This is a genomic window from Parabacteroides provencensis (assembly GCF_900232875.1).
Taxonomy (GTDB): Bacteria; Bacteroidota; Bacteroidia; order Bacteroidales; family Tannerellaceae; genus Parabacteroides; species Parabacteroides chinchillae.
This window is the reverse complement of record NZ_LT960488.1, coordinates 492,031-504,904: the sequence shown is the minus strand read 5'-3', so window position 1 is coordinate 504,904 and position 12,874 is coordinate 492,031. Positions and strand designations below refer to the sequence as shown.

The window sequence follows — 12,874 nt, the reverse complement described above, 5'->3', positions numbered from 1 at the left end:
ACATGAAAAAGGACCTTAGTTCTCAGATTACCTTGACGCGTATACCCCAGCGGTATTACCGTCCGGAAAATGCTTTTGAGCATTCAGTGTTAACTCGCTTGGAAAAAATCCCGACTAATATTTATGAGTCGGTAGATGAAGGGTCTCTCGCTATAGCTAATGAAATAGCAACTCAAATACGTATGAAACAAGAGATAGGCGAGTCATTCGTTATCGCTCTTCCCGGAGGACGTTCTCCGCTGAATGTGTACAAAGAATTGATACGCATGCATAAGGAAGAAAATCTGAGTTTCCGTAATGTGATCGTTTTTGTTGAATATGAGTTTTATCCGTTGGCATCAACTTTCGGTGGAAATGTCGCACGTTTGCAGGAAGCCTTATTTGCGCACGTGGATATTCCTTCTGAAAATATTCATGCTCCGAATGGAAATATGCCGAAAGATGAGGTTCTGGATTTCTGCCGGAAATATGAAGAAGATATCAAACAAGCCGGAGGATTGGATTATATTTTACTGGGGTTAGGACAGAGCAGTAACATCATGTTCAATGCAGCCGGTTCAACTATCAGTTCGCGTACCCGTCTGGTTGTGTTGGAAGGTGCTGCCCGTAAGGAAGCTGCCCGTACTTTTCCATCAATAGATAACGTACCTGCCGGCGTAATTACAATGGGTATCTCTACTATGATGAATGCCCGTAGCGTAGTATTAATGGCTTGGGGTGAAGATAAAGCAGGTATTATTGCTAAGACAGTAGAAGGCCCGGTGACAGACCTGATCCCTTCTTCTTATATACAGAATCATCCGAATTCAAAAGTAGTTGTTGATCTGTCTGCAGCGTATGATTTGACAAGAATAAGCCATCCATGGTTGGTGACCAACTGTGAATGGGATAATAAACTGATTCGTCGTGCTATTGTGTGGTTATGCCAGCTGACAGGAAAGCCTATTCTGAAATTGACGAATCGTGATTATAGCGAACATGGTTTGGGCGAATTGCTGGCTTTGTACGGTTCTGCATATAATGTAAATATCAAGATTTTTAATGATATTCAGCATACAATTACCGGCTGGCCGGGTGGAAAACCGAATGCAGACGATTCGAACCGTCCGGAACGTGCTACCCCATTCCCGAAGAAAGTGATTGTCTTCAGTCCGCATCCGGATGACGATGTTATCTCTATGGGAGGAACTTTGCGCCGTTTGTGCGACCAGCATCATGATGTGCATGTAGCTTACCAGACTTCCGGTAACATCGCAGTAGGTGACGAAGAGGTAATCCGTTATTGCGAATATCTTCGTGATGTATGCGATAAATATGCTGCCGGAGATAACTCCGTAAAGAAAAAAGCGGAAGAAATAATCAACTACCTCCGTTATGAAAAGGTAGAAAATGGAGAACCCGAACGTAAGGATGTACTATTTATGAAGGGTACGATTCGTCGTGAAGAAGCCCGTCATGGTTGCCGTTATTCGGGAGTGAAAGATGATCATGTTCATTTCCTTGACCTGCCCTTCTATGAAACAGGTATGGTGAAAAAGAATGAACTGAGTGAAGCTGATAAGGATATTGTAAAGAACTTACTGCTGAAAGTAAAACCGGATCAGATATTTGTTGCAGGCGACTTGGCAGACCCTCATGGAACCCACAAGGTTTGTCTGGATGCTGTTCTTGCAGCTATAGATGACGTAAAAGATGAAGAATGGATGAAGAACTGCCGCGTATGGATGTATCGTGGAGCATGGGCGGAATGGGAAATGGATCACGTAGAAATGGCGGTTCCTATTTCTCCTGAAGAATTACGCCATAAACGTAATGCAATCCTGAAACATCAGTCGCAGGCAGAGAGTGCTCCGTTCTTAGGAGATGATGAACGTTTGTTCTGGCAACGTGCAGAAGACCGCAACCGTGCAACGGCGGAGGTATACCATCAACTAGGTCTGGCTTCTTATGAAGCGATGGAGGCATTTGTACAATACATACCATTACGTTAATCCGAGTTGGAAAATGAATATAAAAGCTTTAGCTCATTACGGGCTAAAGCTTTTTTTATTCCTTTATATTGTATGACTCTTGCTTAAAATGCTTGTATTTTTCTTATAAAAAGCATCAGTGAATCTTGTCTATTCCTTTTATAAGCTGTTACTTTGCAGCCGAATATAAAAGGGTAAGGTATTATGTTGAAATTCCTGAAAAACTGGACTCTGCCGGTTGCTATGCTGGCCGGAGCGTTGGGGTACTTTATTTTTGCCAACTTCTCTTTTCTGGAGCCGACAAAACCGTTTGTTTTTTCTTTAATAGCTTTCCTTACGCCTACTTTGATCTTTGCCCAATTGCTGCTTACTTTCTGCAAAGTGGACCCGCATGAACTAATGCCTCAACCCTGGCATGGGTGGTTGTTACTATTTCAGATAGTAACCTGTGCTTTAATGGCAACTTTCCTGATAGTTGTGAGGATGGATGAAGCTTACAGGGATGTATTTGAAGGAATTATGGTTTGTTTGATTTGTCCTACCGCTACTGCCGCCGCTGTAATTACCGGAAAATTGGGAGGCAGCGCTTCGAGTTTAACTACATATACATTACTTTCAAACTTACTGGCGGCAATAGTTGTGCCATTCGTTTTTCCATTGGTGGAACCTCATGCGGATATTACCTTTTTCTCTGCATTTTTGCTTATATTAAGCAAAGTATTTCCATTGCTGTTGTTTCCGTTCTTTTTGGCTTGGGCGTTACGTCTGTTTTGTCCGCCGGTTCATCGCTTTTTATTAAGTTTACGTGATGCTGCCTTTTATCTTTGGGCGGTTGCACTTGCAATTGTAACGGGACAAACCGTTCGTTCGTTGGTGAATAGTGATGCCGATCTCCTGGTAGAGATACTTATTGCTTTGGGAGGACTCGTTACCTGCTGTATTCAGTTTTATTTGGGTAGGCGTATTGGTAGTGTCTATAAAGACCGTATTAGTGCCGGTCAGGCTCTCGGACAGAAAAATACTGTCTTAGCTATCTGGATGGCCTATACCTACTTAAATCCCCTTTCGTCTGTAGGTCCCGGAAGCTATGTGCTGTGGCAGAATATTTTTAATAGCTGGCAGTTGTGGCAGAAAAGGAAAAAAGACTATAGATGAAATAATCAGGCTTGACAATGTTTGCCAAATTCTCGTATGGCCTTTGGTTGCTCTGTCATTTTCCGCAAAAAAGTTGCATGTGATGATGACGGAATAATCTCTATCTTTGCAGTTGCAGCAGACAACTAATAATAAAGATAATATGAAACTGAGTAATGTATGGTTTACCGCGCTTTCGGAGAGCGAGGAAGGACAAATGATAACGGTGAGTGGCCGCGAAGAACTGACTGAGTTTGTACAGTCAGGCAAGTTTAAGGAGCGTGCAGAGATAACCTGGAAGTATGAGGCGGATAAACTTGGCATGCCTTCGGAAGAAGTTGCAGGACGTATGGAAGAGATACAGGCCGTGCTGCAAAAAGCGATGGAGAAGGATAAACTTTCTATCCTTACCGGCGTTTATACAGGAGGCGGCGAGAAGGTGTGGGTGTTCTATACCCGTACGGTGCGTGTTTTTGGCGAACGTTTGAACGAGGCTTTGGCTTCCTTCGAACTTTTACCTATTTCTATCTATACCGAAGTAGACCCGGAATGGGAAGAATATCTGGATATGTTGGAGATGAAAGAATGGGCGGTGGAATAACCGCCCGTTCTTATTACTATTGGTATTTTATAGTAACCGGAAGTAACTGTACTCTGCCGGTTCGGTTGGCAAACCACAATGGATCAGTCCCGGGCGTGCAACGCGGTCCCAGCGTACTTGCTTGCTATAATCGCGTTTCGGGGCAATGTTGTTTAGGGCTTGCCACGTTTTTCCGTCTTTGCTCCAGAAGAAAGTACATTGAGTTCCGTTGTTTACTTCTATTTTCAGATAAGGAGAAGTAGCAGGGAGCGGTTCGTTGCAGACGATCTGCTCTTTACCGTCTATCACCTCTTTCAGTATCAGTTTGTCTCCTTGGGCGCCAAAGGCTACCAATGTTTTGTCATCGCCGTAGAGGGTAAGACCTTTCAGGCTGCTATTATGGTTGATTACCTGTGTGGCAAAAGCATAATCAGGTTTTACCGGGCGGAGACAGAGTGCCGAGCCGTTATGGTTGCCTTCCTTCATGGTTCCGCTTAGCGATAGTTTACCTTTGCCTGTGTGGATGTTAACGGTAGTATAAGGATAGTTCCATGTCCATCCGGCTTTCAGCTTATTGTTTTTGAAGTTGTCGAAGAAGCCAGGCGTTGCTTTCTGCTCTTTTCCTTTGAATGGAAGCGGCTGTTCTAACTGCGCCGTATCGCCTGTGGGGAAGTGTATCCAACCGTCATCGCCTATCACCATTTCCTGGAGCATGGGTTGGCGTCCGGCAAAGAAACGGCCTCCGGTCAGATAGGCGTGGAAGAAATAGAACATACGTCCGTCCGGGGTAGTGGTCACTGTACCGTGTCCGCATGACTGAACTTTGTCGCTACCGCCGTGCAAGACCGGATTACCATCATATATCTCATACGGGCCTTTCAGCGTTTTGGAACGGGCAACGCGTACCTGATAATCGCTTTTAGGCCCGCAGCAGCTATGCGTAGAGTAGAGCATATAATAATAATCTCCTTTCTTGAAGTGGCATTGGCCTTCCATTCCGATCCGGTCGTCGTCGCGCATCAGGGTGAATGTTTCCCCAACAAGGCTTAGGCCGTCGTCCGAAAGTTGGCTGCAAAGAAGTTCGATAGGCCGATTATCCAGTCCGTAGGCTTTCCATGAGATGTATTGCTTGCCGTTGTCTTCCAGAATAAAGGCATCGATGGCTTCGGTTCCGTATTCAACAACCGGGCCATGGTCGGTAAATTCCTTTGTCGGGTCGTCTGCCGTGGCTACACCTATATAGGACACGCCCTTTTTGTTGCGTGCCGTATAGTAGGCGTAGACCTTATTGTTCATATAATACAACTCCGGAGCCCAGAACGATGAAACGGTCCACTCCGGCTGTTTGTCGAAGATATGCCCGGTCTGTTTCCAGTTTACCAGGTCTGTAGATGTAAACATTGGATAATAAGGCGCCCACTCCGAAGAGGTTCCGGTAGCATACCAGGTGTTGCCTATACGAATGATGGAGGGATCGGCCACATCACCGGGAATAACCGGATTGTTAAAGTGCCCTTTTGTTTGCCCGTACATATTAGCTGCACACAAAGCAGCGCAGGCAATGACGATAAATGTCTTTTTCATGGTCTGAATTGTAAATAAAGAATTTAAAAACAGGGCAAATATAAAGAAATACATTGATATTACGCACGCTGATAAGGCGTATTTGTGTTGGTGGCAACCTTCTGCTGATTTGTATGGGTTAATAGCAGGTCGAAAATTGAGAAATCCGGCCTGTAAAGCCTCTGTAGCTCTACGGAGGTATCACCGGAGCTCCGGCAATGGTTTTGTAGGGGTACGAAATGGCTGCCGGCGCGTCTGTAATGGTTTTGTAGGCCTACAAAATGGTTGCAGCTACTCCGGTAATGGTTTTGTAGGGGTACGGAGCCTCCGCCGGAGCTCCGGTGATACTTTTGTAGGGGTACGGAGGTTTTCCGTATGGTGCGGGCATTCCAGCCTCCCTCTTTTCCCCTCCCCATAGGGGAAGGGTTACTCCTGATACAACGGACTTTGAATTGTCTTTTTTTCTATTATTGTGCCATCAGGTAGGCTTTGAAGCCGGCAAAGTCTTTGTTGAGTTCTATGCTTTGTTTCTTACCTTTCATAAAGGCTTGCAACTTGGCGGGGATTTCGATGTCCGAAGCCAGGATACTGTCTACCGTGCCTTTGAACTTGGCCGGATGGGCTGTCTCCAGGAATACACCGGTTTCGTTTGCATCAAGTGCATTTTGTACCAACGCCTGGAAGCCACATGCCCCGTGGGGATCCAGCAAATAGCCGCAGTCGTTGTAAACGCGTTTCATAGTGGAAGCAATTTCTTCATCGGTAAAGCGGTAGCCGGAGATCAATCCGCAGATTGCTTTGTGCGGATCGCCATAGATACCGAACAAGTCCAAAATGCGTGCAAAGTTGCTAGGATCGCCTACGTCCATCGCGTTGGCAATGGTGGCTACGGACGGACGGGGATTGTACTTGCCGGTGTTGAGATATTCGAGGAATACATCATTGCGGTTGTTGGCCGCTATAAAGCGTTTGACAGGAAGTCCCATCCGGTGTGCAAACAGTCCGGCTGTGATGTTGCCGAAGTTCCCGCTGGGAACACTTACTACCAGTTCGTTTGCTTTTCCTGCTTTGTCCAGTTGTGCATACGCATTGAAGTAATAGAATGATTGCGGAAGGAAGCGGGCTACGTTGATAGAATTGGCCGAAGTGAGTTTCATGTGTCCATTCAGTTCGCTATCCATAAAGGCGGATTTTACCAAGGCCTGGCAATCGTCGAAGGTACCGTCTATTTCGAGCGCCGTGATGTTTTGTCCCAGTGTTGTGAACTGGCATTCCTGTATAGGGCTTACCTTTCCTTTGGGGTAGAGCACATACACGTGGATACCTTCAACGCCCAGAAAACCGTTGGCTACGGCACTTCCTGTGTCTCCCGAAGTAGCAACAAGTACGTTTACCTCTTTCAGTCCTTGTTTCTTAATGAAGTACCCCAGCAAACGGGCCATGAAGCGGGCGCCTACGTCTTTAAATGCCAGCGTGGGGCCGTGAAAGAGTTCCAGGCTGTAGATGTTGTCTTCCACATGTACTACCGGCGTGTCGAACGAAAGTGTATCTTTTACGATCTTGTCCAATACGTCCGGTTCGATGTCTTCGCCGAAGAAAGCTTGTGCCACTGTGCACGCTATCTCATGGAAAGACATATGTTTCATTTTGCTAATAATATCCTTACTTAAGGAAGGAATCCTTTCGGGCATATATAGTCCCTTATCGCCGGCTAAACCTTTTATAACGGCTTCCTCTAGCGTAGCAAGAGGGGCTTGTTTGTTTGTACTGTAATATTTCATGTGATTTATTCTTTAAGAAACTCTTTAATGAACAGGTCTTTTTCCAATACTCCGTATTTTCCGTCCAGTACCGAGAACTCGTCGAAGCTGGTTACGCTGTCCGGTTGTATGCCTGGTTTATATATAAGGAAAGGCACAGGTGTATTAGTATGCGTACGGATGGCACAAGGGGTAGGATGGTCGGGCAGAATAGCAATACCAACAGGCTCGTCCCATTTCTGTAATTCTTCATAAATAATCCGTATTGCACGGTTATCCAGATATTCGATTGTTTTTACTTTCAGGTCTACGTCGCCTTCGTGCCCGGCTTCGTCACTGGCTTCTACATGCAGGTAGACAAAGTCGTTTGTCTTCAGGGCCTCAAGGGCGGCATGGGCTTTTCCTTCGTAGTTCGTATTCCATAAACCGGTAGCGCCTTCTACGTTGATAACTTCAAGCCCTGCATATACTCCGATACCGCGGATCAGGTCGACAGCCGATATTACGGCGCCTTTCTTGAAACCGTACATTTCCTGCATAGTTTGCATGGCTGGCCTATATCCCGGCGACCACGGCCAGATACTGTTGGCCGGATCTTTACCGGCTGCAATACGTTTCTTGTTTATCGGATGGTCGGCCAGGATTTCCTGGGATTTCAATATAAGTTCATTTAATAAACCGGCTGTTTCTCCGGCCTCCGGAACTTCAGCTTTTACCATCAACGGTTTGAAAGGATGAAGCGGCACGTCATGCGGAGGTGTACAGTCCAACCTTTTGTCTCCGCCTTTTATAACCAGCAGGTGGCGGTAGGAGACACCGGTGTGGAACTTTACCCGGTCGGAGCCCAGTTTCTCGTTAAGGAACCGGATCAGTTCGTCGGCTTCTCCGGTGGATATATGTCCGGATGAATGGTTTTTCAGTATGTCGCCTTCTACACAGATAAGGTTGCAACGCATGGCCATTTCTCCCGGTTGCAGGGTAACTCCGATGCTGGCAGCTTCAAGTACCCCCCGGCCTTCGTATACCTTGGGCAGATCATAGCCCAGAACAGCCATGTTGGCAACTTCACTACCGGGGTGGAAACCGTCGGCAACGGTCTTCATCTGTCCGGTAACACCTAGTTCTGCTAATTTATCCATATAGGGAGTATTGGCATACTGCATAGGTGTTTTACCACCGAGTGCTTCGATAGGTTCGTCTGCCATGCCATCTCCCAGAATGATGATGTGCTTCATAATAAAATTCAGTTTTATCGGATGTTCGCTATTGAGATGATATCAGCAAACACGCCGGCTGCCGTCACGTCTGCCCCGGCACCGTAGCCTTTTATGATCATGGGATATTCGTGATAACGTTCGGTTGAAATCATGATGATATTGTTGCTGCCTTCCAATTCATAAAAAGGATGATGGGCATCGACTTCCTGTAAACCTACTTCGCAGACACCGCGATCCATCTTGGCTACAAAGCGGATGCGTTTGTGTTCGGCTTCCAGTTGCTGGCGCTTGGCTTCGAATGCAGCATCCAGTTCTTTTATCTTTCCGCAAAAATCATCGACAGATCCTTCGAAGTATTCGTCGGGAATAAATAAGTTTCGCTTTACGTCTGCCTGTTCTACTCTGTAACCGGCTTCACGCGCCAGAATAACAAGTTTACGAACAACATCTTTTCCGCTTAAGTCGATACGTGGATCGGGTTCGGCATAGCCTGCTTCCTTTGCTAACTGGATGGCTTTGCTGAAGGGTATATCGGCACTGATTGTATTGAATATATAGTTCAGAGTGCCGGATAATACAGCTTCCAGTTTCAGTATATGATCTCCACTGTTTATAAGGTCGTTCATTGTATTGATTATAGGAAGGCCTGCTCCGACATTTGTTTCAAACAGAAATTTGATATCACGATGGCGGGCTGTCTCTTTCAGGGTCGTATAAGTCTCGAAAGAAGAAGATGCTGCTTCTTTATTAGCAGCTACTACGGACACGTTATTATTCAACAGTGTTTCGTATAATGCCGAAACCTTCGGGCTGGCAGTACAGTCTACGAATACGGAGTTGAAAATATTCATATTAAGTATTTCTTCGCAGAGGTGCTCAGGATTACTGGCTTCACCTTTTTCTTTCAGATCATCGATACAGTTTTCAAGATTCAACCCTTCGCGGCAGAAAAGTGCGTGTCTGGAGTTGGATACACCTACTACATTTAGTTTAAGCCCGTTTTGATCCATCAATTTGGGTTGTTGGATGCGGATTTGTTCGAGCAGGTTACCGCCTACCGTTCCAACTCCCGCTATGAAAAGGTTCAGAACTTTATATTCCGACAGGAAAAAAGAATCATGAATAGAGTTTAATGCTTTACGTAGATATTTTAGCTTGATGACAAACGATATGTTTGTTTCAGAAGCACCTTGGGCACAGGCTATCACACTGATACCTGCACGGCCGAGCGTACCGAATAATTTTCCGGCAATACCGGGAGTACGCTTCATATTTTCACCTACGATAGCTACGGTTGCCAGGTCTTTCTCGGCAACAGTGTCGCTCATGTCTCCCTGTGCACGTTCGAGGGCAAATTCTTCATCCAGAACGTTAACGGCTAAATCGGCATCCGCATTACGTACTGCAAACGTAGTATTGTTTTCGGAACTGGCCTGCGATACCATAAATACACTGATACCGTTTTTTGCCAAGGTTTTGAATATTCGATAATTTACACCGATAACCCCCACCATGCCTAGGCCCTGAACGGTGATCAGGCAGGTATCGTTAATAGATGAAATACCTTTAATGATAGCCTTACTGCTATCTTTTATCCGTTCTTTGGAAATATAAGTTCCCGGGGCTGTCGGATTAAACGTATTCAATATCCGGATCGGTATATTTTTATGGTAGACAGGATAGATTGTCGGAGGGTAAATTACCTTGGCACCAAAGTTACACAACTCCATTGCTTCGGTAAACGTCAAGCGGTCTATTACATAAGCAGAACTGATTACACGCGGGTCGGCAGTCATGAAACCGTCTACGTCTGTCCATATTTCCAGTACGTTTGCGTCCAGAACCGTTGCCAGGATAGATGCTGTGTAGTCTGATCCTCCACGTCCTAAATTCGTTACTTCGCCTTCCGTGCTGGTAGAGATGAAGCCGGGAACCAATGATACTTTGGGTAGCGGGCTGAACGCCTCTTTAATCAGTTTATTCGTTAATTCGAAGTCGACGATATGTTTGTTGAATTGCTTTACCGTTTTAATGAATTTGCGCGAATCGAATAATTGGGCTTCTTTTATGACATTAGATACGATTTGGGATGAAAGACGCTCACCATAGCTGACGATCGTGTCCGAAGTTTTGGCCGAAAGATCATTGATCAGGTAAACACCCTTAAATATATTTGCCAGTTCGTCAAGTAAAGTCATTACTTTCTTTTGAACGTCATTCCGTAAAGCCGGATCGGGAATTACACCTTCTATTACATCCAGGTGCCTGGCGATAATTTCAGACATTTCACGCTCATAAGCCACGTCTCCTTTTGAAGCCAGTGCTGCCGTATTTAATAATTTGTCTGTGATACCGCCAAGAGCAGATACAACTACTATTACCGGTTCGTCTATAGCTTCTACAATCTTCTTTACACTTAAAATACTATCTACGGAACCTACGGACGTTCCGCCGAATTTTAATACTTTCATCTTTTTATCATTGATAGCTGACTGTTGACAATTACGGTTATCATAAAGATAAATACCATATATGTAAACCGGCAACTATGGTTATTAATAAGAATTTCTTAATATGGAAATAATGAGATACTGAATGTTGACTTGTATGTGAAAGGACAATGCAGATAATTAACTGTCCACTGTCAACTTTCAATTTGATCGAAGTGAATAGATTCTAACCCCCCAAGGGGTCATCAATGCCCATGTATAATATGCAAATTCTGCACTCATTGATTTGTTTTCTATTTTGTATTGCAGGGGCAATATTACGCATTATTTTTCAAATGCAAGCATTTTTACCAAAATAAGTGTCTAAAAAGAAGGTGATTTATGGCAAATCCTTACTTTTTTGCAGTTTCTAAGGCTCTTTCCTTTTCTATATCTGCCCGGCTCTTACTCTGCGTAACCATATAGACGCCTACAAAAACAAATGCTGCAGAAAGTAATTTGTAAAAACTGAAAGAATCTTGTCCTACTAAAACTGCAATAAACGATGCTATGATAGGTTGTGCATAATTGTACATGCTGACGGTAGTTGGACGGATGCGCTTTAAAGACATCGGTATTAATAGGTAAGGTACAAACGTTGCTCCGAACAGAACAAAGAAAATAGCTCCTAATTCCCGGAAATCAAGAACTGACCTTTGGAAAGCGGGAGAATCTGCTATGTGCCCGATTGTAAACGGTAATACACTTAATGTTGAAAACAGAAACATCCACTTCATCATTGTTACGGATGAATATTTTAATGTCAGCGGTTTCGATAATACTAAATAGATGGAATAGATGAATCCACTGAATGTAATCATTAAATTTCCGGCTAAACTGCTGGCTTGGTTTGAACTGTGTGTGGACTGCAGGATGAGGGAGACTGCCCCGGTTATTCCCAGTAAAACACCTAATGCCTTTTTTCTTGTGATAGGCTCTTTTAGTATAATAGCAGCAAGTATCATAACGAAAATAGGTACGGCAGTGGCTATGATAGAAGCATCAACCGGAGATGTAATGTTGAGCCCCCAAATAAATAAACCTTGGTTAAAGCCTACTCCGCATAAGGCGCATATAAATAAAGTGCCCATGTCTTTTAACGAAACTTTTTCGAAAGGGACAAACAGTGAAGTAATCCAGAACATTACGCAGGCAAAAGACATACGCATGATTGTTAAAGCTTCAGGCGCTAGATGGGTAGGCAATAAATACTTGGAAACAGGCATATTTATTGCGAACAGGATGTTTGCCACCAATATAAGTAGGTGTCCTTTTTGTTTTTCTGAATTCATGTTCTTGCTGCTTTAGCTCAAGATGCAAATGTACGGTTATTGTGCTTCCTTCGCAAAAATAGTTCTATCTTTGTGTTTGCTTAAACGGATATAAAGATAAATGCTTATGAAACCGATTCGTATTATTGAAATATGTGCCAATTCGGCGCAGAGTTGTGTAGAGGCCGAAATGGGAGGCGCTAAACGCGTAGAGTTGTGTGCCGGTATTCCCGAAGGAGGAACAACGCCCAGCTATGGTGAGATCATGACCGCCCGGGAGTTAACGTCTACTATCGACATTAATGTGATAATACGTCCTCGCGGCGGCGATTTCCTGTATACGCCTGCCGAGGTTCAGTCGATGTTGCATGATATAGAAATGTGTAAACAGTTGGGAGTGCATGGCGTAGTGTTTGGCTGCCTTACGAAAGAGGGAGATATCGATGTTACGCTGATGCGCCGGTTGATGGATGCAGCTAAGCCTTTATCGGTAACTTGTCATCGGGCGTTCGACGTGTGCCGGGATCCTTTTGTTGCTTTAGAGCAGCTGATAGAACTGGGATGCGACCGTATTCTGACTTCCGGCCAACAGTCGGATGCTGTGAAAGGTATCTCTTTGATTGCAGAATTGGTGAAGCGTGCGGCCAACCGCATCATTATTATGCCTGGCTGCGGAGTGCGCGAAGAGAATATAGTAAAAATAGAGCAGGAAACCGGTGCTAAAGAGTTTCACACGTCGGCCCGCAGCATCGTTTACAGTAAAATGGTGTATCGCAATGAAAATGTTCCGATGGGTAGTAATGTGGTATCTTCCGAATTTGAAACCGTAGAGACAGATCGTAAAAAAGTAGCTGCTTTTGTGAGTTAAAAAGCAAAAAAACTGAAACCTT

The 12,874-nt window shown here is 44.7% G+C and carries 10 protein-coding genes; 4 read left to right on the top strand and 6 right to left on the bottom strand.

Annotated features, from left to right (window positions below; all coding sequences use genetic code 11):
* Positions 1-2 precede the first annotated feature (2 nt).
* From CTY47_RS02210 to CTY47_RS02200, 3 genes are all read left to right on the top strand, one after another.
* Positions 3-1,991: a glucosamine-6-phosphate deaminase gene (locus CTY47_RS02210; RefSeq protein WP_099463216.1), complete on the top strand. Its 1,989-nt coding sequence runs from the start codon at positions 3-5 to the stop codon at positions 1,989-1,991.
* A gap of 183 nt (positions 1,992-2,174) precedes the next feature.
* A complete protein-coding gene (locus tag CTY47_RS02205; protein ID WP_099463215.1) occupies positions 2,175-3,125 on the top strand; it encodes a transporter in 951 nt (316 codons plus the stop codon).
* 142 nt (positions 3,126-3,267) lie between these two features.
* On the top strand, positions 3,268-3,705 hold the full coding sequence (locus CTY47_RS02200; protein WP_099463214.1) for a DUF695 domain-containing protein: 438 nt from the start codon (positions 3,268-3,270) through the stop codon (positions 3,703-3,705).
* Positions 3,706-3,732: 27 nt separating this feature from the next.
* On the opposite strand, the gene CTY47_RS02195 is transcribed toward CTY47_RS02200, so the two are convergent.
* From CTY47_RS02195 to CTY47_RS02175, 6 genes are all read right to left on the bottom strand, one after another.
* Positions 3,733-5,268, bottom strand: a complete 1,536-nt coding sequence (locus CTY47_RS02195) for a family 43 glycosylhydrolase (RefSeq protein ID WP_099463213.1) — start codon at positions 5,266-5,268, stop codon at positions 3,733-3,735.
* A gap of 59 nt (positions 5,269-5,327) precedes the next feature.
* Complete coding sequence (locus CTY47_RS16735; RefSeq protein WP_143813320.1) at positions 5,328-5,663, bottom strand: protein-tyrosine phosphatase family protein; 336 nt, start codon at positions 5,661-5,663, stop codon at positions 5,328-5,330.
* A gap of 51 nt (positions 5,664-5,714) precedes the next feature.
* On the bottom strand, positions 5,715-7,028 hold the full coding sequence (gene thrC, locus CTY47_RS02190; protein ID WP_099463212.1) for a threonine synthase: 1,314 nt from the start codon (positions 7,026-7,028) through the stop codon (positions 5,715-5,717).
* A gap of 5 nt (positions 7,029-7,033) precedes the next feature.
* Positions 7,034-8,242, bottom strand: coding sequence for a cofactor-independent phosphoglycerate mutase (locus CTY47_RS02185; RefSeq protein ID WP_099463211.1), 1,209 nt, complete (start codon positions 8,240-8,242; stop codon positions 7,034-7,036).
* A gap of 14 nt (positions 8,243-8,256) precedes the next feature.
* Positions 8,257-10,695 (bottom strand): bifunctional aspartate kinase/homoserine dehydrogenase I, encoded by a 2,439-nt coding sequence (thrA, locus tag CTY47_RS02180; protein WP_099463210.1) that lies wholly within the window; start codon positions 10,693-10,695, stop codon positions 8,257-8,259.
* A gap of 371 nt (positions 10,696-11,066) precedes the next feature.
* Positions 11,067-12,005, bottom strand: a complete 939-nt coding sequence (locus CTY47_RS02175) for a DMT family transporter (RefSeq protein ID WP_099463209.1) — start codon at positions 12,003-12,005, stop codon at positions 11,067-11,069.
* Positions 12,006-12,111: 106 nt separating this feature from the next.
* Between CTY47_RS02175 and CTY47_RS02170 the strand changes: the two genes are divergently transcribed.
* Entirely contained in the window at positions 12,112-12,852 is a 741-nt protein-coding gene (locus CTY47_RS02170; protein WP_099464040.1) for a copper homeostasis protein CutC, read from the top strand.
* Positions 12,853-12,874: the final 22 nt, after the last annotated feature.